The organism is Rhodococcus sp. OS5, from assembly GCF_056837585.1.
The window spans coordinates 434,631-459,060 of sequence record NZ_CM166368.1 but is presented as its reverse complement, the minus strand read 5'-3'; the positions used below and the strand labels follow the sequence as shown (position 1 = coordinate 459,060).

Annotated in this window: 16 protein-coding genes; 3 read left to right on the top strand and 13 right to left on the bottom strand. The window is 61.4% G+C overall.

Annotated elements, in window-relative coordinates:
* Nucleotides 1–60: 60 nt before the first annotated feature.
* From ACVZUB_RS02165 to ACVZUB_RS02155, 3 genes are all read right to left on the bottom strand, one after another.
* The gene (locus tag ACVZUB_RS02165; protein ID WP_064687942.1) at nt 61–1,617 is read right to left on the bottom strand and encodes a hypothetical protein; all 1,557 of its coding nucleotides are present in this window, start codon (nt 1,615–1,617) and stop codon (nt 61–63) included.
* Nucleotides 1,614–7,724, bottom strand: a complete 6,111-nt coding sequence (locus ACVZUB_RS02160; protein ID WP_341513968.1) for an SDR family NAD(P)-dependent oxidoreductase — start codon at nt 7,722–7,724, stop codon at nt 1,614–1,616. The genes ACVZUB_RS02165 and ACVZUB_RS02160 overlap by 4 nt, the downstream gene beginning before the upstream one ends.
* 677 nt (nt 7,725–8,401) lie before the next feature.
* Entirely contained in the window at nt 8,402–10,615 is a 2,214-nt protein-coding gene (locus ACVZUB_RS02155; protein ID WP_030535724.1) for a DNA polymerase III subunit gamma and tau, read from the bottom strand.
* A gap of 162 nt (nt 10,616–10,777) precedes the next feature.
* Between ACVZUB_RS02155 and ACVZUB_RS02150 the strand changes: the two genes are divergently transcribed.
* A complete protein-coding gene (locus tag ACVZUB_RS02150; RefSeq protein WP_003943791.1) occupies nt 10,778–12,091 on the top strand; it encodes an ammonium transporter in 1,314 nt (437 codons plus the stop codon).
* Nucleotides 12,092–12,097: 6 nt separating this feature from the next.
* Here the strand turns inward: ACVZUB_RS02150 and ACVZUB_RS02145 are convergent, their stop codons facing one another.
* The 7 genes from ACVZUB_RS02145 to ACVZUB_RS02115 form a co-directional block, all read right to left on the bottom strand.
* Nucleotides 12,098–12,469: a carboxymuconolactone decarboxylase family protein gene (locus ACVZUB_RS02145; RefSeq protein WP_020905896.1), complete on the bottom strand. Its 372-nt coding sequence runs from the start codon at nt 12,467–12,469 to the stop codon at nt 12,098–12,100.
* 8 nt (nt 12,470–12,477) lie between these two features.
* Nucleotides 12,478–14,067, bottom strand: coding sequence for a long-chain-fatty-acid--CoA ligase (locus tag ACVZUB_RS02140; RefSeq protein WP_482628110.1), 1,590 nt, complete (start codon nt 14,065–14,067; stop codon nt 12,478–12,480).
* On the bottom strand, nt 14,060–14,683 hold the full coding sequence (locus ACVZUB_RS02135) for an RBBP9/YdeN family alpha/beta hydrolase (RefSeq protein WP_482628109.1): 624 nt from the start codon (nt 14,681–14,683) through the stop codon (nt 14,060–14,062). Before ACVZUB_RS02135 ends, ACVZUB_RS02140 begins: the two co-directional genes overlap by 8 nt.
* On the bottom strand, nt 14,683–16,044 hold the full coding sequence (locus tag ACVZUB_RS02130; RefSeq protein ID WP_075831895.1) for an MFS transporter: 1,362 nt from the start codon (nt 16,042–16,044) through the stop codon (nt 14,683–14,685). Before ACVZUB_RS02130 ends, ACVZUB_RS02135 begins: the two co-directional genes overlap by 1 nt.
* A gap of 95 nt (nt 16,045–16,139) precedes the next feature.
* On the bottom strand, nt 16,140–17,192 hold the full coding sequence (locus ACVZUB_RS02125; RefSeq protein ID WP_099696779.1) for a beta-keto acid cleavage family enzyme: 1,053 nt from the start codon (nt 17,190–17,192) through the stop codon (nt 16,140–16,142).
* A 51-nt stretch (nt 17,193–17,243) separates the two neighbouring features.
* Entirely contained in the window at nt 17,244–18,143 is a 900-nt protein-coding gene (locus ACVZUB_RS02120) for a TauD/TfdA dioxygenase family protein (RefSeq protein WP_054780791.1), read from the bottom strand.
* 30 nt (nt 18,144–18,173) lie between these two features.
* Nucleotides 18,174–19,148 (bottom strand): quinone oxidoreductase family protein, encoded by a 975-nt coding sequence (locus tag ACVZUB_RS02115; RefSeq protein WP_054780790.1) that lies wholly within the window; start codon nt 19,146–19,148, stop codon nt 18,174–18,176.
* Nucleotides 19,149–19,348: 200 nt separating this feature from the next.
* On the opposite strand from ACVZUB_RS02115, the gene ACVZUB_RS02110 reads away from it, so the two are divergent.
* Complete coding sequence (locus ACVZUB_RS02110) at nt 19,349–20,353, top strand: AraC family transcriptional regulator (protein WP_007731570.1); 1,005 nt, start codon at nt 19,349–19,351, stop codon at nt 20,351–20,353.
* On the opposite strand, the gene ACVZUB_RS02105 is transcribed toward ACVZUB_RS02110, so the two are convergent.
* On the bottom strand, nt 20,346–21,392 hold the full coding sequence (locus tag ACVZUB_RS02105) for a YeiH family protein (protein ID WP_081557240.1): 1,047 nt from the start codon (nt 21,390–21,392) through the stop codon (nt 20,346–20,348). The two genes, ACVZUB_RS02110 and ACVZUB_RS02105, sit on opposite strands and share 8 nt — an antisense overlap.
* A gap of 101 nt (nt 21,393–21,493) precedes the next feature.
* Here ACVZUB_RS02105 and ACVZUB_RS02100 point away from each other — a divergent pair, with 101 nt between their 5' ends.
* Entirely contained in the window at nt 21,494–22,402 is a 909-nt protein-coding gene (locus ACVZUB_RS02100) for a LysR substrate-binding domain-containing protein (protein ID WP_165638737.1), read from the top strand.
* Nucleotides 22,403–22,409: 7 nt separating this feature from the next.
* On the opposite strand, the gene ACVZUB_RS02095 is transcribed toward ACVZUB_RS02100, so the two are convergent.
* Nucleotides 22,410–22,991: an HhH-GPD-type base excision DNA repair protein gene (locus ACVZUB_RS02095; RefSeq protein ID WP_003943868.1), complete on the bottom strand. Its 582-nt coding sequence runs from the start codon at nt 22,989–22,991 to the stop codon at nt 22,410–22,412.
* Between the two features lie 18 nt (nt 22,992–23,009).
* Nucleotides 23,010–24,365 (bottom strand): glycosyltransferase 87 family protein, encoded by a 1,356-nt coding sequence (locus ACVZUB_RS02090; protein WP_165638736.1) that lies wholly within the window; start codon nt 24,363–24,365, stop codon nt 23,010–23,012.
* Nucleotides 24,366–24,430 lie beyond the last annotated feature (65 nt).

Sequence of the window (24,430 nt, the reverse complement as noted above, 5' to 3'; positions counted from 1 at the left end):
CGTTCTCCCACAAGGAAAACGCAACCCGTCTCTCCACTTCGATCTCGGAAAATCCCCCGTCTACTTTCCGTCGATCGCCTCCAGCACCGAATCGATCAGCGACTGTGGAAGTTTCGACGGCGGAGAGATTTCCAGTTCTCCCGGAGCGCCCGGCATCGTCCAGACAGTTCTGTGCCGAGCGATCGCGAGCTTCTCCCGTGATCCGTCCTCGTTGACCTTGAAGTACTCGAACTCGAGGTCGATCCCCCTCTCGTAGAGGGCAGACAAGGACATCGTGACCAGGACGTCGTCGAACGGCATGACCTCGCGCAGATGCTCAACCCTGGTGTGCACACAACGAAGTTCCCCGAGAGCGCCTCTGGCCGCCATGGCCTCACGCTGAGAACGGACCAGGAACTTGTCCCGAACCCTCGACTGCCAGATGTAATAGTTGCCGAAGTAGATGTTGCCCACGACGTTTCCGTCCTGCAACGTCGTCGAGAACACCTCGGATTCGAGCAGGTACGGATTGCGCGGCACCATCGGAGCCGAGCGGATCACGGAACCACGATCGACGTTCTTCGGTTCGGTGGGAACAGCGATGTTCTTCGTCCCCGTCGGAATCGTCATCGGCTCGATGAAATCGTGGAAGTACTGCGGCATCGGCCGTGCCGCCACCACACCGTGGGAGAGGATTTCCACCCACGTCGTCTGCATCGCACTCCACCCGATGTGAGTGCGCGTCTCGCCGTCGACCCGGCACCATTCGACATGCAGATTGGTGGTTGCCCGATCCGGACCGGTGAGCTCGGTGATCCAGATCGTCCCCTCGACAATGTCGTCGGTGTACAGGTTCGCATCGATGAACACCTCGGAGTTGTTGGTCACCATGCCCCAACGACCCGTCGCCATGTCCTCCACGATCTGCTTCGAGATCGGTCCGGTTCCCCTCTCTCGCAAAGCGCCCAACCACAGCGCGAAGCTCGCGAACCCCACTGATCCACCGACGTTGCACGCGTCCCGGAACCCGACGGGGAACCGGATCGACACCGCCGGATAGCCGCTCCGGGCCACCACATGCACGTCGGAGCCGTAGGCCATCGGATCGAACTGCGCGAGAGACTTCGCCGACAACGGTCCGGAGTCGAACTGCGGTGCCGGGTCCTGCGCCGGTTCCTCCGCATCCTCCTCATGAGTCACAAACGCGAGAATCCGCTCCTCGTTGTCCGTCAACAGAGCTGGAAAAGTCAGAACCACCACGCTTCCCTCTGCGCCGCCGCGGAAGGTCACTGCGTCGTCCTCCCTGGCGCCCATCGCCAGAGAAACCGACATCTGCCCCGTGGCCTTTCGGATCGCCTCGGCCGCCGCCCACAGCCTGGTTCCCGCACGATCGAGTGATTCGCCGCCTGCGATCAACTCGTCCAGCAGCGGAATCCGCGCCGAACCCAGAAGCGCCTTCCACTGCACGGCGGTTCGGGAGCGAATCGGTTCGATGTCACACCCCTGAGGCCAGTCGCCGGCCGAACCGAGTGACTTGCTGCCGTCGTGCGAGAGCGAGACATCCACAGAGGGCGGAATATCACCGACGACGACGGGCTTTCCGGTTTCCTGCCATTCGATGGCAAAGGCATTACTCATTTGATCACCACATCCTCATCGAGATGAATGTTCACGGCCGCCTCGGCGATCGGTTTCTCCTGCTCGTGGCGTTCCGACTTGGTCAACTCGTGAATCCCCGGGGTATGCGCGACCACAACCCGCGGGCTCTTCACTCCCAACGCCCGGCTGTGTTGCGCGAGCTTGTCGAGAATGATCTGTGCGTCGCGCGCAGTCGGATCCGCGATTTCCTCAGCCGTAGGACGGCTTTCGTCGTGGGAGAGAATCTGGGAGCGATATCCCTCGAGCTGCATCACCACTCGTCCGTCCTTCACCACCGCCACGTCGGCTTGCATGTGGGTCTCTGTCTGCACCTTGTCGTAGGCGTACGCGGTGAACGAACGAGCCTCGAATCGTCCGTCGTACATGTCGATTCGCGCAATGTTGACCGGAAGGCAGATCTCCCGCGGAACCATGATCTGACCCGATTGGAGCAGGGAATCGAGGAAGTAGGGATCACCGAGGAGGTGCTGCTTACGGTCGGCTCGCGAAATAGCGCTGAAGAGAATGTGCTCGGAATCGAGGCTCGAGATCTCTTCGAGTCGGCGGAAATCGCCCTCCTGGAACAGCAACCACGAGTAGAGATCGTCCAACGGATCGATGTCGAGCACCGGTCGCGGCAACTCCTTCTCGAACTCCGGCAGTGTTTCGTCCAGCCCGAAGATGAAGTCGGCCGAGAAATGGGGCCGTCCGTACCCGGTCCGTTCGGTGCCGATCGTGACATGCACCCGCGTTCCTGCAGCATCACGATCCTGCTCCACGACGCTTGCCTTGATCTCGACTCTGGTGCCCTCGACCGTGTCGACGACGATCGGTCGATCCAGCTTGATGTCGTCGATGCGGACGCGGCCCAGAGTCACGCGTCCGGTGACATAAGCCGCCGCCTGCGACATCGCCTCGAGTCCGAACACCGTCGGAAGCAGCGCCGATCCTTTCCAGACATGGTCTAGGACAAAAGGATCTGCTGAGGTGGACAACGTCGTCCGGGTAACCAGTTCTACCTGCGGCTCGATGGTCACCACTTGGTCGATGTACCGCGACACCGCCGGCAGAGCCGGTGCTGCCGGCGCCCAGGTGTCCAGACCGCCGAGTCGACTGGTCACGACGATACGACTCGCCTCGGGTCCGCTGTCGACCAGACGAAGGAAATGATCCACTCCCGCAGCCGTGGAAATCGGCATGACACCCATCTTCGCGAGGTGGTTGACACTGCCCATGCGGGCGCCCATGCCGGTCTCCCCCCACACGCTGTACGCGAGCGAGAACGTCCGAGTCTTCGGGTGCCCGGCGGCATACCGCATCACCATTTCGTCGAGAAGCTCGTTTCCGTATGCATACCAGCTGTTTCCGGGCATACCTGTGAATCCGATGATGGAGGAGAAGCCCACGAACAGCTTCAAGTCGCGATCAGCGAGCGCTTCGACGAAGTTGGCTGCGCCCAGGACCTTAGGTGCAACCTCCTTGAAAGCCGCAGCGCTGTCGACTCTCTCGAACCGCCGCGGAACATTCGCCCCCGCACCGTGGACAAACCCGGTGATCGGCCCAACCTCGACCTCGATCTGGGCGACGACGCCGGCCACCGCCGCAGCATCCGTGACGTTGCAGCGATAGTAGTGAGCGCTCAATCCGGCAGACGTGAAGTCCGCAAGAGTGGAAGCGATTTCGTCACCCGCTTGTCGCTGAGAGCTTCCGATCAGCACTAGTTCGGCGCCTGTCTTTCGACCGAGAGCCAGAGCGCATTGCGCCATGATGCCTTTCGCGCCACCGGTCACGACCACTACATCCGAACTCCCCAACCCGCTCTCGCGGACGGTGTAGTCGCTCGAGGCAAGAACCCGCGGTTGCAGTGCCGTGCGTCCCATCTCGGTGTCGTAAGTCGCGAACACATAGGATGCAACCGAATCCAACTCGGAGACGACGGTGGTTGCCACCACCGCGTCCGCAGTCGAGCCGTCGAATCCTATGACGCGGACATCCAGTTCGGGGCGCTCGTGATGCACCGAAGCGGCAAAAGCCGCCGCACTCGATACCGGCGCCGGATTGCCCAACTCGACATCGGTGAACTGAATCACTGCCAATGTGGTTCGTGCGCCTCCACTTTGCTGCGCCGGAACCATCTTGTACATGTGTTCGATCCCACGGCGCAAACCGATTTCGGTGACGGAATCATCGGTCACACGCGGCATTACGGCAACCACGTGCTGTGCATTCGCAGGAGCGCCGTCGGAGAATGTGCGAATGTCGACCTGAGCACCACGCCCTCGCAGTTCGGATTCCAACCTTCCGACCAAACCGGCGTCGTCACCGATGACGACAAACGTCGTGTCCGTGAGGTCTCGGACTCCGTGCAACGCTGTCTCGCTCCGAACCTTTTCCAGGGTGTAATCGCGAACCCAGGTGAAGCTGTCGGCTGATAGACCCTTTGCCTTCACCGGCAGCGCCCGCGCAACCGACTGCTGCTGCCCCGACATCTCTTTCGCGGATCGATCGAGCACTTCGATGAGTTCACCCAGGCTGACGTTGACGAGTTCGGCCGGATCCAGATCACCCTGAACACCCAATCGCGTTGCCACAGTTGCTATCGCATCGGCAGCCTTGATCGAGTCCATGTTCAGGTCGTCGAGCAGGTGGAGATCCACATCGAGAGACTCCACCGGAAATCCGGTGTCCTCCGCGATTACCTCGAGCAGTATTCGCGACACGTCCGACTGCACCGAACTCGCTGCTGGAACGGCAGAACCGAGATTCGGTGATGCCGCAAGGATCAGCGATGCTGCTTCTCCGATCGTGGCATTGGCCAACTCGGCAGGGTCGAGGTCGACAACCTCGAACTGATGCGCAACCTTCGAAATAGCCTCTGCCGCACTGATCGAGTCGAGATTCAGATCATCGAGCAGACGCAGATCCGTCGTGATCGACTCGGCGGGGAATCCCGTCGTATCGGCGAGGATCCTGATCAGCTCACTTTCCACGGACCCAGCGCCCGCGTCAGCCGGCTCTTCGACTACCGGAGCCGAAACCGGCGAAGGAGCTTTCGCTGCCACGGATTCGTGGCCGTTGGTGACTGCCCGCGAAGTCGGAGCAGATGGAGAAGACGGAGAAGTCGCTCCACTGCCTACATCAGCACGAATCACGTCGACGAGGAAGGTCCCGCGTCGGCTCAGGTAATCGGCCAGCGCCGCAGCCGGATCCCCGCCGGACGTACCAAGTGCGAGCGGTTCGGGAGCAGAGGTAACCGTCAGCTTCGCCTCGGCCAGGTTCTCGATGAACACCTTCTGATCGGCAGGAACGAATTCGCGCACGAACCGGCCGTCGAAAAGTTCGTTCCATCGGACCTGAGCGCCGTGTACGTACATCGCGGCCAGTGCGACATTGAAGTCCTCGTCGCGTCCGGACTTGGACGCAACGGGGAAGCAGCGCACGCCGTCGGTCCCATTGATCGCCTTGGTGAGCCCGGTCAGCACACGGCCGGGACCGACCTCGACGAGCAGGTCCACGTCCTGCGAGATTCCACTTACCGTCTTGACCCAGTCGACCGGTGAGACAACCTGTTTGGTGACCAATTCGCGAAGTGCCAGTGGCGTCTGTACGCGTTTCCCTTCGACGCAGGAATACACGGGGCAAGTCAGCGAATCGACTTGCTCGTCAACGGGCGCAGTGGACTTCAGCTCCCGCTCGGCCTCGTTCATCATCTCGGAGTGGAAAGCATTCGACACGGCAAGCGCCTGAGCCGACACTCCGCGCGTCTTCGCGATGGCAACCACATCGTCGACCGCGTCTTTGGTGCCCGAAACCACGGTCTGTGTAGGCGTATTCAGATTCGCGACGGTCGCGTAACCCTTTGTTTCCGCGATGATCGCCTCAGCCGTCGATCGGTCGCAGGTCAGGCTCGCCATCGCGCCGTTTCCACCACCACTGACAGCCATGGCCGCACCCTTCGCCGCAGCCAAGGTGATCAGCGTCTTCTGGTCGTAAGCTCCTGCCGCGTAGAGCGCGGTCAACTCGCCGAGACTGTGGCCGGCGACAGCACTGGGTGTGACACCCAATCGGCGGAGGTACTCGAACCAGAGCAGCGAAGCCAAAGCGACGGCAGGCTGGGTGAACTGCGTCTGGGCGAGATCCCGCTTCCACTTCGCCAATTCCGCAGCGTCAGCGCTCTTGACCGGGTTCCGCAGAATTCGAGGCGTGATCGCCTCCGCTCCAACTCCCTCCAACCAGCCGTCCGCCTCGGTCGCCAGTTCGCGTGCCCACTCGAAGCGCTCGATCAGCACGCGCGCCATCTCTAGTTGTTGGGATCCCTGTCCCGGGAACAGGAATCCGATGTCGTGGTGGACGGCGTTCGAGATCGAGATCTCGTTGCTCACGACCTTCACCTGGCCGGATGCAGGAGCGGAGTTCTCGCAGATCACGGCAAGCTGACGCATGCGTTCGGCCAACTGCGCGGGACGTCCGGCCACCACTGCAGCACGGAAGGGCGCGGTCGGCGAGATCACTCGAGAGAGCTTCGCCGAAAAGTCCAGCAGCTCGGCAACACTCAACGGAACCGCCAGATCTGCAACATCCCGCGCTCGGGTCGCCAAGTCCATCGCAGAATCTGCAGAAAGTACGAAAACCTCGGTGTCCTGATACGACGCCATCATCGTGCGGACGTCTTGCGAGGGTGTCAGCTTGCTGGATGGTGCATCAGCCGATTCGATCGCGACGTGGCAGTTGATACCGCCGAAACCCATGGCTTGCGCACCGGCACGCATCTTCTCGGACGGATCTCTGATCTCACCGTTGACGAGCGGAAAGAGTGCCGGCGCTTCGGTTCCGAACGCCGGGTTCGGGTCGGTGCAACCGGCGAGCGGCGGAAGGATTCGTTGATTGACGGCCATGGTCGCCTTGATCAGCGCAAGGATGCCCGACGCCGCCTTCGTGTGCCCGATCAACGACTTCAGTGACGTCATGCCGATGCTACGAGCCTCGACGGGCCCGTCCGTCTGAGCGGCCTGCTGGACGCCGGCCAGTTCGACGGGGTCTCCGACGGGAGTACCAGTTCCGTGTCCTTCGACGAAGGCAACCTCGCTGGCCGCGAATCCCGCTCGCGAGTATGCGCGACGGATCATCTCGGCCTGAGTTTCGGCGCGGGGCTTGGTGATTCCACCCTTGCCATCGGTGGAGATGCCCCAGCCGCGAATCGTCGCGTACACGTAGTCGCCGTCCGCCCTGGCGTCCTCGAGTCGTTTCAAGGCCACGAATCCGCAACCTTCACCCGGGATGAATCCGCTTCGGCTTGCGTCGTACACGTTCATGTCGCCACGGGTCAGTGCACCCAAACGGGCGAATCCCACCAGTTCCAAAGGATCCAAGCTGACGTCGACTCCCCCTGCCAAGACGAAGTCGGCCGCGCCGGACGCCAGCTTTTCGGCTGCAGTCGCCACCGCGAGCATTCCGGACGCGCACGCACCGTCCACGACGTACCCGCCGCCGTTGAAGTCGAGATAATTGCAGATCCGGCCGGCAATCGTATTCGACAACATGCCGGCGAGAGTGTCTTCACTCGGCTCCACCAATGGGCCCTTGTAGACATCTTCCATCGTCTCGGCGAGAGCATCAGCGACGGAACTGTCCAACTGGCGCGCTTCGGCTGCGACAGCGAGTGCGCGCTTGACGTAAGGCCAACGCAAACGCATCGACCACATCCGGGATTCTTCACCGGTGAGGGAGTTGCCGACGATTGCGGCGCTGCGTCCAGTGGGTACCGATCCTCGGCTGTAGCCCGCGTCCGTCAAAGCCCCGAGTGCTGTTTCCAGAGCCAACCAGTGTGTGAGATCTGTCGACTTGAAGGTCCGCTCCGGTATCCGGCGACCGACCCAGTCGAATTCGAAACCATCCATGAACGCGCCGCGATCGGCGTATGTCTTGTCGACGTCGTCAGGGCTCGCGCTCCAGTAGTCGTCGAGGGACATCCGTGACTCCGGAAACTTTCGGAATTGCATCCGACGCGCGAGGACGTTCTCCCAAAATCCTTGCAGATCATGTGCACCGGGGGACCACATGCTCATCCCGACTATCGCAATCGCAGGATTAGTTGAATCTTCAGTCATCTTACACTTCCTATTTTCGCGCGCATCCACGGGAGACTCAATCGACCGAAGACTAACCACGCCCTCATCGGTGTGTAAAACGCAGATTCACCTCAAGGCATAAACAAATAACAAAGGTCGTTCGTCGCAATGAACGTGTTTCAGCAATTTGACAGCAATCGAGAGTTAGCTGTAACTCGGAGTTACTTATTTGCTTCGCAACCGGTCATGCTCCTGCTTGAACATCCGTACCGGATCCCGGTTTCACGGCCGCCATTTACTCGCGATCGGCAAATATTCAGTTGAATATGCACCGAAATACCGCAATGCCGAACATGTGGCCAATTCGCCGAATGTCCCAAATTGGTCGATCCCCGCAAAACAAACATCCGACAACTATCAATCTGAACATTCGTGACACACCGAAATTTAACAGCAGCACTCGAATGCCCATCAGACAACGAGAACTTCCAGATATTCTTCGGCGACCATCGTCCGAATCGACGTTTCGTTACACCGGAACTGAGCGAACGAATGTGCCAGCAAACCAGCCACATACAATTCAGCTTTGCGAGGCCGAGCCGGTGCGCTTTCGAGACGCGCGCACACAAAGGGAACGGCACTTATAACAATTCGATCACACAGTGGTGCAGCTGGATTCCGACAGCTGTTTCACGCACACGGACCGACTCGGCAACTCAGCTTTCGAGGCGGCGAGCTCCGAGGACGTCCTTGAGGAGTTCCTTTGCAACATCCTCGGGATCACGTCTGGCAGTCGGATCAGCGGGCTCAGCCGCCTCCGCAAACATCTCGTCCTCGTCCTCCGGCGTTGCAGGCGGAGGAGTTGCCTCGTAGTCGACCTCAGGAGCAGGCGCCGGTCCAGGGTCTTCCGGATAGTCGGGGGCCTCGGGCGGCGGAATGTCGTCCGAATCTCCGCGCTGGGGCTGCGGGGCCTTGGGCTGCTGCGCTGCGCGCTCCTGACTGGGCCGTGAGAAGCGGGGCGCAGCGGCAGGGCGGCTCGGAGCTTCTGTCGCCTTGGTTGCGCTCGATACTGTAGGCGCTGTAGGCGCACCTTCTTGATACTCGACTTGCCAAGTGCCACCGAACATTTCGGCAAGGACCTCGCAAATGACCGCCGCGTTGTGCGGTTGCGTCACACGAGCACCCAGGACCGGTGAGCCGTGAGCGATGACAACGACATGTCCACGCACGTCGTGAACCGTCGCAGCGGACAGCATGGCCGGAAGAACCTTGTTTCGTTCACCGACCTTGTTGCGCAAGGTGTTCCACGATTCACGGAGAGTCTCGACTGTGGGGCCTGCCGAGACCGGCGCAGCTTCGGCAACCGCCGGCTCGTCGAACTCGGGCTCGGGCTCGTAGTCGGGTTCCGGCTCGGCAAGCCCGATCAGCTCTTCCGCCTCGACAGAAGCAGTAACCGGTGGTTCAACCACAGGAGCTTCAACTATTGGAGCTTCGGCAACCGGAGCTTCAACCACCGGAGCCTCGGCAACCGGCGGTTCCACGATCTCGACAGTGGGAGTCTCGACGACGGGAACTGCCGCTACCGGAGGTTCGACGACAGGAGCCTCCACAACCGGCGGCGCCGCAGCTGGAGCAGGCGCGGCTGGTTCCGGCCGTGCCTCAGGCTCGGCCTTGCGTTGAGAGGGCCGTTGGAACTTGGAAGCAATCTCCGGTTCGAGCGGCGGCACGGTGGGTGCCGGCGTTGCTGCCGCGCGAGGAGCAGCCGCGACTCCGGCAGCCGGAATACCTTGTTCCAGGCGCTCCAGCCGCTGCAATACAGCTGACTCGGTGTCGGAGGCCGACGGCAGCAGCATTCGCGCGCACATCACTTCGAGCAGCAGCCGCGGCGCCGTCGCACCACGCATTTCGCTGAGTCCGGCATGGACAGTTTCGGCGAAGCGGGTGAGCGTGGCCGGGCCGACTCGTTGAATCTGCTCACGCATCGTGACCAGCTCCGCTTCCGGAGCGTCGACCAATCCTCGTTCGCTGGCGTCGGAAACAGCCTGCATCAAGATGAGATCACGCAGGCGCTCGAGAAGATCGAGCGCGAATCGGCGTGGATCGTGACCGGCGTCCATCACGCGATCGACAGTGCCGAACAACGCGGCCCCGTCACTGGCAGACAGGGCGTCTACTGCTTCGTCGATGAGCGCGACGTCGGTGACTCCGAGAAGAGAGAGAGCGCGCGGATACGTGACACCTTCTTCTCCTGCGCCCGCGAGCAGCTGATCGAGGACACTCAACGAGTCACGAGGGGAACCGCCGCCGGCCTTGATGACCAGTGGATACACCGCAGGCTCGACCGGTACGCCCTCCTGGGCGCAGATCTTTTCCAGGAGTCCGCGCATGGTCGACGGCGCCAACAGGCGGAACGGGTAATGGTGTGTACGCGAACGGATGGTCGGGAGAACCTTTTCCGGTTCCGTCGTCGCAAAGATGAAGATGAGGTGTTCCGGCGGCTCTTCGACGATCTTGAGCAGCGCATTGAAACCCGCCGCCGTCACCATGTGTGCCTCGTCGATGATGAAGACGCGGTAGCGAGATGCGGCGGGTGCGTGGAACGCCTTGTCTCGGAGTTCTCGGGTGTCGTCGACGCCACCGTGACTTGCGGCGTCGAGTTCCGTCACATCCAGGTTGCCTGTGCCGCCCGGGCCCAGCGAAACGCACGAGTCGCACACGTCGCACGGCGTCGACGTCGGTCCCTGCTCACAGTTCAGCGAACGCGCCAGGATTCGCGCCGACGACGTCTTTCCGCAGCCGCGCGGGCCGGAAAACAGGTAGGCATGGTTGATGCGTCCGGTGTCGAGGGCCGTGCTGAGCGGTGCGGTGACATGCTCCTGCCCCACCACCTCGGCGAAGGACGCGGGTCGATACTTCCGGTACAGGGCCACGCGCAAAGACTACCGGCGACCCACGACAGGTGGTCCGGTGCGGGTGCAACGCCGACTTCTCCCGAAACATGTTCGCAACACAATCGCAGTGCGGAGGAAACCGCACGCACCCATCGTGGGTTCCGTGCACGCGGGCTGGTCCGCGTGCGTGAGGAGAAAACTGTGCCCGCCACCATCGATGCCGGAGCAACTGCCTGGTTGCTCGTCAGTACTGCACTCGTACTTCTGATGACGCCAGGACTCGCACTGTTCTACGGCGGCATGGTCCGCTCGACGGGCGTACTCAACATGATCATGATGAGTTTCGTCTCGATCGCACTCGTCACGGTTGCGTGGTTGTTCGTGGGCTACAGCCTCGTGTTCGGCGACGATCACGGTGGCATCATCGGCGGACTCGAGCACATCGGCATGGCGGGCATCGACCCGTCGACGGTGCACGGGAATGTCCCGGAAGTGTTGTTCGCAACCTTCCAATTGACGTTCGCAATCCTTACTGCAGCGCTCATCAGTGGTGCGATCGCCGACCGCGCGAAGTTCTCCGCCTGGATGATCTTCGTCCCCATCTGGTCCTTGCTCGTCTATGTCCCCGTCGCTCACTGGGTGTGGAATCCGCAGGGATGGCTCGCCCAGATGGGCGCACTCGACTACGCCGGTGGCCTCGTGGTCGAAATCGTGTCCGGAGCGTCGGGTCTGGCATTGGCACTGGTCCTCGGCCAGCGGATGGGTTTCAAGGCCGAGTCGATGCGTCCGCACAATCTGCCGTTCGTCCTGCTCGGCGTAGGCCTGCTCTGGTTCGGTTGGTTCGGATTCAACGCCGGCTCGGCCCTTGCGGCCGACGGTATGGCCTCGCAGATCTTCCTCAACACACTCGTCGCCGGTTGCACCGGACTACTCGGCTGGCTGTTCGTCGAGCAGAATCGTGACGGACACCCCACCACGTTCGGCGCAGCTTCGGGCGTCGTCGCCGGTCTGGTCGCGATCACCCCGTCGTGCGGAACGGTGAACATGTTCGGTGCGCTCGTCATCGGTCTGATCGCCGGCATCGTCTGCTCGTACGCCGTGGGATGGAAGCACAAGCTCGGCTACGACGACTCCCTCGACGTCGTCGGCGTGCACCTCGTCGGCGGAATCGTCGGCTCGTTGTTGATCGGACTCCTCGCGACGGCCGTGATGACAGGCGGTCCGGAAGGTTTGTTCTTCGGCGGTGGATTCGCGCAGTTGGGCAAGCAGTTCGTCGGCGTCGTCGTGGTCGCGCTCTATGCCTTCGGTGTGACCTACGGTCTCGGAAAGCTCATCGACAAGACCTTCGGCTTCCGCATTTCGCGTGAAGACGAGGCCCGCGGAATCGACGTTGCCCTGCACGCGGAGTCGGCCTACGAGCACGGAGTCCTCGGCCACGGTCCGATCGGCGGACAGAACCCGAGCCCGTTCCTCCAGCGTCAGCGGGAGGAACGGGAGAACCGCGAGCGGGACTGACCGCCCTCACCGGTTCGCGATTTCCTCCATCAGGATCGGAACGCCGACATTGCAGGAATGAATCCCGACGACGGTGGTCAGTTTCAGCACCTCGAGAATCTCCTTCGGGGTCACTCCCATGTCGAGCGCGGCGCGAATATGGCGTCGTACGCCGGGCGCGTACATGTGTGTGCTCGCCGCATCGACGGCTATGCACAGCAACTGGATCACCTGAGGTGACAGCACCCCGCTGTTCCAGGGCTGCATCGCTGTCTTCATGTACAGCTCGGTCCACTCGGGATCCAGCTCCGAAAGTCCGTCCCACAACGGATTCCAGCCACCCGAATCCTTCATGGCCTGGGTCACGGGAAAAGCTTCACTTGCTCGAACGTCAGTCATCGATCTCCTCAGACCATCGAAAATGCTTGATTCAGTTCACGTTTGAGAATCTTTCCGGTTGCCGTCATCGGCAGCGACGGCACGAACTCGATGCGACGCGGATATTTGTAGGCGGCCATCTGTTCCCGCGTCCATTCCACGAGATCCGATTCGGAGATCTCTTCACTCGGCTCTCGGATCACGAACGCGACAACTTCTTCGCCGAGGCTCGTGTCCGGCACCCCGACGACGGCGACGAGTGAGACGGCTGGGTGGGTGAGCAGAACCTCTTCGATTTCGCGTGGGTAGACGTTGAATCCGCCCCGCACGATCATGTCCTTCGCGCGATCGACGATGTAGTAATTTCCGTCGGTATCGACCCGTGCCAAATCCCCGGTGCGAAACCAACCGTCGCGCATGGCTTCCGCCGTCGCCTCTGGTCGGTTGAAATAGCCCTTCATGACGTTGTGCCCGCGAATGGCCAACTCACCCACTTCGTCGGGGCCGGCGATCGTGTGCCAAGAGTCGTCGACAAGCCGCGCTTCGACGCCCCAGATCGGCACGCCGATCGAACCGGGCCGGGGGTCGCTCTCCGGGTCACTGAACAAGGCCAACGGAGAGGTCTCGGACAACCCGTACCCTTCGAGGATCTGAACACCGAAGCGTTCCCTGAACTGTGTCAAGATTTCGACGGGAAGCGCTGCACCACCGGAGATCGCGCACCGCATGTTCTGTGCAACGGTCTCGATATCCACCCCGGATTTCACTACCTCGTCCAGCACGCCGAGCAGTCCCCAATACATGGTCGGGACGCCCGCGAAGACCGAGATCGTTTCGCGTTCCATGATCTCGAGTGCCGCGGTCGCATCGAAGCGCGGCATCAACACCAAGGTGGCACCGACGCAGATTCCCGCATTCATGGTCACTGTCTGGCCGAACGAGTGGAACAACGGCAAAGTCAGGAGATAACGCTCATGCATGGACGGAACGCTCTCGAACAACCGGTTGGTCGACAGTGCATTCAAGACCATGTTGCAGTGAGTGAGTTCGGCACCCTTGGGCTTTCCGGTCGTGCCGCTGGTGTAGAGGATGACCGCGGTGTCCGTCGGTTCACGAACAACCGCGACTGCAGGCGTTTCCGTGCCGGACACGGATGCCAGTGCTTCGCCTAGAGTCTCGACTCCGAGGATCGACGACGGTGCACCCGACTCGGCGCTGATCACGATCAGGGCCGAACAGGTCTCGCTCTGCTCGAACCCGGCGATGGCGTACTCAGCGATCGGCAATTCGGGACTTCCCTCGAAACAGAAGTACAGCTTTGCTTCCGAATCAGCCAGGTGATAGGCGATTTCGCGCCCCTTGAGCAGAATGTTCAGAGGAACGACGACGCCGCCGGCCTTGAGAATGCCGTAGTAGACGATCGGGAACTCGAGAACGTTCGGGCAGGACAACGCCACCTTGTCACCTGGCTCGACACCCCGCGAGACGAGCAGATGGGCGATGCGATTCGCGTAGGCGTCGAACTGCGCATACGTCAGCCTCGCTTCCCCGAGAACCAGCGCATCCCGTTCCGGGTATCGCCGGGCCGAATCTTCCAGCAGAGCAGCAAGATCAAGCATGACTGTGTTCCTCCTGCGCCTCGGAATCCGTGGCATGAGACGAGGCAGCGCGCGACACCGACTCGAGCAGTTCCCGCACCAACGATTCCGCCCGCGGCCAATACCCGTATCCGGACGCCGGATTGAGGTGTCCGACCTCGCCCAGATCCAGTAACCGACTCCCCCATCCTTCAGCCAAACCCACAACTCGGCGATACCCGGCCAGCGGATCGTTCCGACTCGCCGCGACCGTGCTCGGAAACGGCAGACGCTGACGCGGTATCGGTAGCCACCCGTGTCGGTCGAGATCTTCGAGAGACGGATAAGACTCGGGCAGCGGAAGTTCGAGATCCGCCGGCGTGACCAGAAGTGCGCCCGCAACCTCTCGATGATGCGCCCTCGCCCAGTGAGCAACTGTCATGACTCCGGCGCTGTGCGCGACCAGGACCACCGGGCTGGAAACACTTGTCAACACCTCGTCCAATGCCGCAACCCGCGCATCGCGACTGAGCTTGTCGGTCTCGAGGGGAGGAACCGTCAGAACGTTGTCGAGCCTGCGCGCGAGGTGAGTCTGCAAATGATCCTCGACATGATCGCGCAGACCGGGAACTATTACTACCGTGGGTGATTCATCCATCAGGCACTCCGAACATCTGCTACTTCAGTGGCGTCGGGGATCTCGGGCCGATTCTGCAACGTCGCCAGCCGCCTCATCCCGGCGGTATAGGCACGCTTGCCGGCTACCAACGCGAGGGCCGCGACGACATAGACGAAGGGCGAAAGCTGTAGAGCGCCGAGAAGACCCAGGTGATCGGCGAGGATGCCGACCACGAAGGGGCCGAGCGCCAGCCCGAGAAGGTTGTTGGCAACGGTGAGCGTTCCCATGGCCGACGCTCGAATCGAGTGATGGGTAAGGTTCGCGACCATAGCTGCCGTCGGCCCCGACGAACCGGCGGAGAAGAATGCACCGATACCGAGCAACACGAGTTGTGCTGTCCCCGTGCCCAACCGGAGCCCGATGCTCAGCGTCACCAACGAGATGGCGCAGTAAACGATGGCGGTGGTCCATTTTCGCGCCGAATCGTCGCGGCTGAATCGATCTGTGATGAAACCGCAGACCACCATCCCGCTTCCGACCAGGAGGACGAATACGGAAGCTGTGACGCCGGCCTTGTCCGGGGCCAAATCGTAGTAGCGATTGAAGAAGCTCGGCAACCACGCCAGAAGTACAGCGGCGGTGAACATCTGGAGACCACCACCGATGTAGGCGAACAACACGGCGGGATTGGTGAACAGCGAGGACACCGGCGCACGAAAACCGTCGTGTCTCACCGCTTCCCCGGCGGCATCCGGCGCGGCCTCGACGGCGTAGGCCGTGAGCTTCTTCTCGGTGACGAGGGCACGGAAGAGCGCAACCAGAATCAGACCGAAGATCGCCATGGCGGCAAAAGACCACCGCCAACTGAACTGAACTGCGATGAACCCACCGATTGCCACACCGATGACCGAACCGAACGATCCACCGGCCATGAACGCACCGGCAAGAGCTGCGTGCACACGGGGCGCAAACACACTGAGCACCACGGCGATACCCACGCTGCCGTACGCCGCTTCACCGACACCGACCAAGAACCGAGCACCCAGCATCTGTTCGTAGGTCTGAGCGATAGCGCACAGCAACGTCGCGACACTCCACAACACGGCCATCAGGATCAAGCTCTTGACGCGCCCCCAACGGTCCGCGAGCAGCGACAACGGGAACGTCAACAGCCCGACCATCAATGCCACCACGCTGCTCAGGGAGGCAAGGTGCGAATCGGACAGATCCCAGTCGGCTTTCAGGATCGGGAAGACCGCACTGAGTACCTGCCGCGACATGTAGTCCGAGAGAAGTAGACCGAAAGCCAGGGCAAAAACGATCCACGGGTATAACTTTCGTCGTCCGCCGATTCCGAGCGCGGTGTCCACACGTGGTGTGGCGGGAGCTTGCAGTCCCATGACTCTCCTAGGAGTACTCGAGGTAGATCGGGGGCTTCGGGGTGCGAACCGTCACGGTTCGCACCCCCGGAGCTGTTGTACGAGACGGGGTGGACTCAGGCGTGCTGCGTGAATCCCAGCTGGCCGATCCGGCGGTTGGGTGCATAACCCAACTTCGTCAACGTCTCGTCGGTGTCGACATACGTCTCACCGATCCGGTAGATGTCGCGAGCTTCCTTCGCGGTAGCCACCTCGCGGCCCAATTCGCCTGCAATGCGCACCAACTGCTCGATCTGCTGCACCGATGTCATCTTCTCGCCCTTGCGGCCCCAGATGGTGTCCTCGTTGCCGCAACGAGCGTGCAAGCCCATCGCGATCGCCATCGTGTTCACCGGCAGGACGCTACGCATCAGCGTTTCCAGGGTCAGGCACGCACCGTCGGGAACACGCTGGACGAAGTTCATCATGTTGTACGGGTTTGGGCCGTCGAAGCCGCCGCCGATTGCGACCCACGTGAGGTTGACCGGACCCGTGTAGATGCCGCGTCGGATCAACCGCTCCACCGTTTCGAGCTGCGGAATGCTCGACAACTGGAAATGCGGCTGGATTCCGGCGGCCTGCAGCCGGCGCAGGTGCTCTGCCACCCATTCCGGACCGGCGGGCACGGTCATCTCCCGATACGTATCGGCCAATTCCGGACGCTGCATCGACGTACCCGCGATGTCGTCGTCGGTCATCAGTTCCATGATGTTCATCTGGCTGGTGTTGATCGCGATCGTCACCTGATCAGGAGCGGGCTCCAATTCCGCAAGCATGTGACGCACGTCGTCGGACAACCACTTCGCATCGGCACCTTCCCCTTCCGGAGCGAACGAAATCGAACCGCCGACCTGCAGGATCATCTCGGGAACGGCCTCACGCAAGCGACCGAGAAGTTCGTTGAACTTCGACAGACGCTTCGAACCCTTGCCGTCGAGTTCACGCACGTGGATGTGGAGAACGGTGGCACCGGCGTTGAAGCAGTCGACGGCTTGCTGGACGTGCTCGTCCATCGACAGCGGTAGGTCTTCTGCAAAATCGTCCGGTTCCCACTCCGGTCCGTAGGGAGCAACGGTGATGACAAGCTTGTCCTGGGTTTCGGGGAACAGTGAATCGTCGTGGAAATGCATAGCGTGACTCCGATCGAGTGAATGAATTATCTTCGGGGCTGGGAAGAGAGATCAGAACGGTGCGTCGCCGATGATTCCGGCGCGCTCCATCTTTCGAACTGCGGGCCAGTAGTCCTGCACCGCGTAATGCTGTGTCGAACGGTTGTCCCAGATCGCGACGCTGTTCTCGGTCCAGCGCCACCGAACCTGATACTCGGGAATCTGGGCCTGACTGGCCAGGTAGGTGAGCAGGTTTCCGGCGCCGGGGGCGTAATCGATTCCGTAGCGGACATTCTCGGGCGTGTGATAGTTCACGAGGTGCGTGGCAAACGAGTTGACGAAAAGAATCTTCTCGCCGGTCTCCGGATGTGTTCGTACCACGGGATGTTCGGCGTCGGGAAAGCGTTCCCTCAGTTGGTGGCGCTGTTCGATCGGCATCCGAGCGCCGAAGGTCGACTCGATACTGTGCCTGGCACGCAGGTCCTTGATCTGCTCCTTGACCCGCGCCGGCAGATTCTCGTAGGCGAGTGCCATGTTCACCCAAATCGTGTCGCCGCCGACAGGAGGTGTTTCCACACAACGCAATACACATCCCATGGGCGGGTTGACGCGCCAGGTGGCGTCGCAGTGATACGCATTCTCGAAGTGCTCCGGCGGGCTGTCCAGGTCTTTGTAGATGCGGACCAGGCCCGGATGGTCGGGATCACTGCCCAGAGCTGGATGATCCTCCAGTTCACCGAATCGCTGGGCAAGTTCTACGTGCTCGGCTTTGGAGAAGTTCTGGTCGCGAAAAAACAGGACCTTGTGCTCGAGTAACAATGCCTTGATTTCGGCGAAGAGTGCATCGTCTCGCGCGACCTCTCCGAGATCCACCCCGGACAACTCTGCCCCGATCGAACAGGTCAATTTCTCGACGTGGATCGTGCTGGTCGACGGGAGCAGGTTTTCTGTCAGCGTTGCAGTATTGGTCATGACAATTCCTCTGGGAAGTGCTGTTTCGGTTCAGACGGAGAAGACGGAGGAACCGATACTGCGACCGGACTCCATGTCGTGGTGCGCGCGCACCGCATCTTCGAGGGGATATCGCTGGTTGATCTCGATCTTGATTCGCCCGGACTCGACGTGTGAGAACAGTTCGCCCGCCAATTCGGCACGTTCTGCGGGATCCGCGATGTAGTCAGCAAGTGCCGGACGGGTGACGAAGAGAGATCCCTTGACTGCCAACTGCATTGCCTGAATCGGCGGAGTCGGTCCGGACGCCGTTCCGAAGCACACCAGCAGCCCGCGCCTGGCAAGGCAATCGAGTGAGATGTCGAAGGTGGACTGCCCGATGCTGTCGTACACAACCGGCACGCCGACGCCCCCGGTGATCTCCTTGACACGCGCGACGACGTCCTCGCGGGTGTAGATGACGACTTCATCGCAACCGTGAGCTCGGGCAACGCTCGCCTTCTCGTCGCTCGACACCGTTCCGATCACTTTGATTCCCAACAGTTTTGCCCACTGGGTGAAGATCAGTCCAACCCCGCCCGCCGCAGCATGTAGCAACACGGTGTCTCCCGCTTTCAACGGGTAGATGCGACGCAGAAGGTAGGCGGCAGTCAGTCCTCGCATGGTCATGGCGGCCGCGGTGTCGAAGGCGATGCCGTCGGGTAGCGCGATCAGGTCGGACGACGCCATGATCCGCTCGGTGGCGTACGCACCCAGCGGACTGCCGGTGTAGGTCACACGGTCCCCCACTGCAAAATCGACTACTCCCTCGCCGATCTCTTCGACCACACCGGCGCCCTCGACGCCCATCCCGGCAGGCAATTGCGCAGGATAGAGGCCACTTCGAAAGTAGGTGTCGGCGAAGTTCAACCCCACCGCTTCATGACGAACCCGAACCTCTCCGGCGCCTGGTCGTCCTACCTCGATCTCTTCCCAACGCATGACGGACGGTGTGCCGATCTCGTGGAACCGAATGGCGTTTGCCATCAATGCTCTCCAATTCTGTGGGCGGGCTCGACTCGATTACGGTCGAGCTGTATTCGTACGCAACAACTTCCAGAAGTCGGTGCTCGGCTTCCTGGTCGTGCCGAACTGATGTGAACAAAACTATGTGAGATCCGGCTCACATGCTTAACTTGACGAGACACACAACACAACATTTCGGGACATCGAGTAAAGGGGGCCCCATGAAGCCACTCGCCCGCTACGCGTCACTGAACCGATACGTCGACCTGTGCCGAACAGTGGACGTGGACGCTGTGGCCCTCATGAGAAGTGTCGGCCTGAGCCCGGCAAGCCTGGCGAACCCCGACCAATGGGTACCGGCCGCCTCCATCGCATCGCTCCTGGAGCGATCGGCAGCGGAGTCCGGACACGAAGACTTCGGGCTTCTACTCGCCGGCCTGCGTCGACTGTCCAATCTCGGTCCCCTCAGCTTGGTCATCAGGGAAGAACCAGACGTCAGGAGCGCACTCGACGTGTTGATGCGATACGAGCACACGTACAACGAGTCACTACGCATTCGATTGAACGAGGTCAACGGACTCGCCACCCTGCGAATCTCGCTCGAGGTCGGCGAACCGGTCGACACCAGACAGAGCGTCGAACTCGCAGTCGGCGCGACACTGCAGATCCTGCGGAGTTTCCTAGGTTCTCGATGGCAACCGGTCAGCGTGGGATTCACGCACAATGCCCCGAAAGACACGAGCACGCATCGGCGAATCCTCGGCGAGACGGTGGAATTCGATCACGAGTTCACCGGTATCGTTTTCTTCGCCGCCGACCTGGATGCGGCTAACCAACTTTCCGACGAGTTACTCCGGCCGTACGCTCGCCAGTTCCTCGACTCGCTTCCCGCCTCGGAAACCTCCGATACCCTCAGCCGCACCAAGGAATTGATCGAAGTTCTGCTTCCGACCGGCCGCTGCTCTGTCGAGCAGGTGGCACGCAGTCTCGGATTCGACCGGCGGACACTGCACCGTCATCTCGCCGAATCCGGAGATACGTTCACGGCCGTTCTCAATTCGGTTCGAAGCTCCCTCGCGGAACGATTTGTCTCCAACCCTCGCTATTCGTTGACCGAAGTGGCTGTGCACCTCGGGTTTTCGACGCAGGGTAGTTTCTCGCGCTGGTTTCGCACTCAGTTCTCGATGAGCCCGAGCGCGTGGCGGACTCAGCGCTCGATCAGCTGACCAGCACGACTCCGACGTAGGCGATCGTTGCCACCCACACAGTGGAAATCGCGGCCAGCACGAATGGCCGGGCGCCAACTCCACGAATGACGCTCAACCGCACCCCCAGCCCGAGTGCGAACATCGCGGCCGCCAACAGCGCCGTCTGCACCGTCTTCGCCAGCCCCAGAAGCTCATCCGGCAAGATGCCCGTGGAGCGCAAGCCCATGCAGCAGATGAATGCCACGACGAACAACGGAATCAGCGGGGGACGCTTGGCGGCAGTGCTGTCGACCATCCTGCGTTGCCGGATACTCAGAAACGCCATGACCGGCGCCAACATCAACACGCGCGCAAGTTTCACCACGGTCGCGACACCCAACGCGGTGGCGCCGAGAGCGCTGCCGGCAGCCACCACTTGCGCCACTTCGTGGATCGACCCACCGGCCCACATGCCTGCACCGACCTCGTTCATACCGAAAGCGTTGGCCAACAGTGGGATTGTCGGAATCATCAGAGTTCCGAAGATCACCACCAACGCAACAGCGGTGAGCAACTCTTCCTCTCGCGCATTCACCACACCGTCCGCAGCAGCCACGGCGGCAGCGCCACAGATCGAGAAGCCGCAGGCAATCAGAATTCTCTGCGACCAACCCAATCCGAGAAGTTTTCCGGCATACATGGTCCCGGCGATACCGAGGAACACAATCGCAACCACAACGGCGATCACTCCCCAGCCCAAACCGACGATGTCGGAGAACATCAATTGCAGCCCGAGCAGAGCGATACCCACCCGAAGTAGCCGTTTCGCCGAGAATGCCAGGCCAGGTTGGAATTTCGCCGGCAAAGAGACGGTATTCGCCAACACCGCACCCGCCACGATCGCAATCAGCAACGGACTCACGGCGGAGGTGAACCGACCGGCTATCAGCGCGACCGTGGCCCCCAAGGCGCACAACGCAACTCCGGGCACCAATGCAGCCACACTGGACCACCGTCGTACTTCTGACGAAGGGGCGACTGCGGGTTTCTCGGCCACGGACTTCACATCACGGTTCACTCATCCAGCGTCCTTGAGCCACCATCGCTCCGGTAGGGCGATTTCTACCATCACGGCATATCAAATCGATATGAACGTGAAGTTCGGTATAGCCTGTTTGCATGACCAGACGGTGGCCCGACCTCACCACTCTCGAGCTACTCATCGGCATCGATGATCACGGAAGTCTCAGTGCGGCAAGCCGTTCAGCAGACATTGCGCAGCCGAATGCCAGCCGCGCCGTCAAAGCACTCGAGCGGCAGCTCGGGATGCCACTCATACACCGAAGGTCGACGGGGGCGGCTTTGACTCCGCAGGGGACCGTAATCGTCCACTGGGCGCGCCGCGTCCTCGCCAACTCGAGGCAGCTTCTCGACGTCGCCGAAGGGATGCGGACCGAACGATCCGCGGAATTGACCGTGTGTGCCAGCATGACCGTCGCCGAACATCTGATTCCGGCCTGGCTCGGTATCTTTCGGTCACTACATCCTGGTGTCACCGTCCACCTTCAGGTCTACAACTCGACCCGCGTCCTCGAGGCTGTCGAGGTGGGAATGTGCGACCTCGGATTCGTCGAGTCACCGACCGTTCCGAAGAGCCTGTCCAGCGTCACCGTCGCGCGTGACTCGCTGGTCGTGGTCGTTCATCCGGATCATCCATGGGCGCGTCGACGAAAGCCGCTGACCGTCGCCGAACTGGCAGCGACGCCGCTGCTGGTGCGCGAGCCCGGATCGGGAACCAGAACGACTCTCGACCTGGCGTTACACGAATACGAGCGCGGTGCACCGTTGTTGGAACTGGGTAGTTCGGCCGCGATTCGAACCAGCGTGCTCGGTGGCGTCGGCCCGGCGGTACTGAGCACGCTGGCCGTCGAGGACCAGGTGAAGCAGGGAGAACTTCGGGTCGTAGCCGTCGAAGGCTTGGAACTCGACCGATCCCTGCGTGCAGTGTGGCGCCCGCCGCGTCAGCTCGAGGGCCCCGCAGGCGACCTGATGAAAGTAGTGCGTGCCAGCGGGTCCCGGAAGTCCTGAAAGCGGCTTACTTCTTGTCGGCCTTCGCTGCTGCCTTTGCGGCCTTCTTGAACTCGCGGACCTCGAGCAAAGACTGTTCGTCGACCACGTCTGCAATCGAGCGCCTCGAACCTTCGAGCCCGTAGTCGCCGGCCGCTTGGCGCCAACCTTTCGGCTCGACGCCGATCTGTTTTCCGAGCAACGCCAGGAAGATCCGGGCTTTCTGATCCCCGTAACCGGGTAGGGCTTTGAGCCGCTTCAGCACTTCCTTGCCGTCGGGATTTCCCGAAGTCCAGATCGCCGCGGTGTCGCCGTCGTAGTTCTCGACGATGAACTGGCACATGAGCTGGATACGCTCACCCATCGACTTGGGGAATCGGTGCACAGCCGGAGGCTCGGCACAGACGGCGATGAACTCGTCGGTGTCCATGTCGGCGATACGCCTGACGTCGATACCGCTGAGCCGATCCGCCAGCTTCTTCGGACCGAGGAAGGCCGTTTCCATCGGAACCTGTTGATCGAGAAGCATTCCGATCAACAACGCCAACGGGTCCTCGGCGAGGAGAGCATCAGCTTCGGGGTCACCGACAAGGTTCAGTTGAAGTGCCATGAGTCCGATACTGCCACGTCAGACGGCAGTTGTGACCGGCGCCGACGCATCCGGGGCCGGAATCTTCCACTTCTTCCAGCCGAACAGAACCAACGTCGAGACCGCGGCAAGCGTGAAGACCCAGAGGTAGACGCCGACGGTCGGAATCCGCAGATACTCGGGCGGCACGAACATGAACAAGCCCATTCCGATGAAGCGATCCGTACCCGGAATGACCGACGGGTCCCACCAGGTGTGAGACCAGTTCAAGACCGGGAGCAGGAAAACGAACGGCGCCACCCACGCCCAGCGCTTCTTCGACACCATCGCGTAGTGCGCGGCGAGGACGACCAGCGGAACGAACCACACCCAGTGATGGCCCCACGAGAACGGCGAGACAGTGGTCGCAGTCAACCCCGTCATGGTGAGGCCGAGCAATTTCTGGCCGTGGCGGTGAGCAATCCACGCGGCACCGAGTCCGAGGCATACCGCTAGCGCACTGAAGACTAGGACCAGGACCCGCGACGGCGTCGGAGTGTGAGTGAGCTGAGCGATCAGACCGGACACGGACTGGTTGCTCGGAGCATCCGTCGGTCCGACGCGTTCGCTGTCGACAAGAGTGCCGGTCCAGTACTTGTACGCATCGTTGTAGATCACGACGAAGCCGATCGCAACGGTCGCAGCGAACGTCACGACGGCCGTCACCAACGCACGCCATTGACGAGTGATGAAAAGGTACGCCCAGAAGAAGGCCGGAGTGAGCTTCACGCCGGCGGCGATGCCTGCCCCGATTCCTCGGAGCCGACTCTTCTCGTCCCGACCGAGGTCCCACACGATCAAGAGCAGCAGGAAGATGTTGATCTGCCCGAGCCAGAGCGTCGTACGTATCGGTTCCATGAACAGAAAGATCGTGGTGGCCAACGCACTGACGGCGTACGCCTTCACGTCGAGCCGATAACCGAGATACTTCCAGCACAACACGATCACTGCGAACAACGCAGCGATGTTCAAACCCGTCCACACGACAATCGCCTGTTTGAACGAGAGCACCGCCCACACCGTGAACAGCAAAGCCGCAAACGGGGTGTACGTGAACATCATCCCGTCCAGGACTGGCCCGTCGTACAACGGAAGGCCCTGAACCACAACGCTGCCGCCGTGGCGGTAGACGTCGAGATCGAGGAAATTTTCGAAGATCCCCCAGTACCGCGTATTCATCGGCACGGCGAAAAGAACCATCAGCACGGACGCGACTGCCAGAACACCGAGCAAAGAGAATCCGAGAACACCGACACGGAGCGTGCGTCGCGGTATGTCAGCTTCGATGACCGCCTCTGATTTCGCGGTGTGCGCCTCGAAAGAAGGCCCATCCGAAGCGTTGATCGCGCCCGTCACTACAACCTCCGGGATTTACACCCTATGTCGGGAATTGATGCTCCGAACGGTACAAGACGAGACCG

Bases quoted from the DNA above. Each gene is read 5' to 3' on its own strand.
- ACVZUB_RS02100 (WP_165638737.1), top strand. From the start codon at position 21,494: ATGACCAGACGGTGGCCCGACCTCACCACTCTCGAGCTACTCATCGGC.
- ACVZUB_RS02125 (WP_099696779.1), bottom strand. From the start codon at position 17,192: ATGCATTTCCACGACGATTCACTGTTCCCCGAAACCCAGGACAAGCTT.
- ACVZUB_RS02140 (WP_482628110.1), bottom strand. From the start codon at position 14,067: ATGCTTGATCTTGCTGCTCTGCTGGAAGATTCGGCCCGGCGATACCCG.
- ACVZUB_RS02120 (WP_054780791.1), bottom strand. From the start codon at position 18,143: ATGACCAATACTGCAACGCTGACAGAAAACCTGCTCCCGTCGACCAGC.
- ACVZUB_RS02165 (WP_064687942.1), bottom strand. From the start codon at position 1,617: ATGAGTAATGCCTTTGCCATCGAATGGCAGGAAACCGGAAAGCCCGTC.
- ACVZUB_RS02095 (WP_003943868.1), bottom strand. From the start codon at position 22,991: ATGGCACTTCAACTGAACCTTGTCGGTGACCCCGAAGCTGATGCTCTC.
- ACVZUB_RS02135 (WP_482628109.1), bottom strand. From the start codon at position 14,683: ATGGATGAATCACCCACGGTAGTAATAGTTCCCGGTCTGCGCGATCAT.
- ACVZUB_RS02110 (WP_007731570.1), top strand. From the start codon at position 19,349: ATGAAGCCACTCGCCCGCTACGCGTCACTGAACCGATACGTCGACCTG.
- ACVZUB_RS02145 (WP_020905896.1), bottom strand. From the start codon at position 12,469: ATGACTGACGTTCGAGCAAGTGAAGCTTTTCCCGTGACCCAGGCCATG.
- ACVZUB_RS02130 (WP_075831895.1), bottom strand. From the start codon at position 16,044: ATGGGACTGCAAGCTCCCGCCACACCACGTGTGGACACCGCGCTCGGA.
- ACVZUB_RS02115 (WP_054780790.1), bottom strand. From the start codon at position 19,148: ATGGCAAACGCCATTCGGTTCCACGAGATCGGCACACCGTCCGTCATG.
- ACVZUB_RS02160 (WP_341513968.1), bottom strand. From the start codon at position 7,724: ATGACTGAAGATTCAACTAATCCTGCGATTGCGATAGTCGGGATGAGC.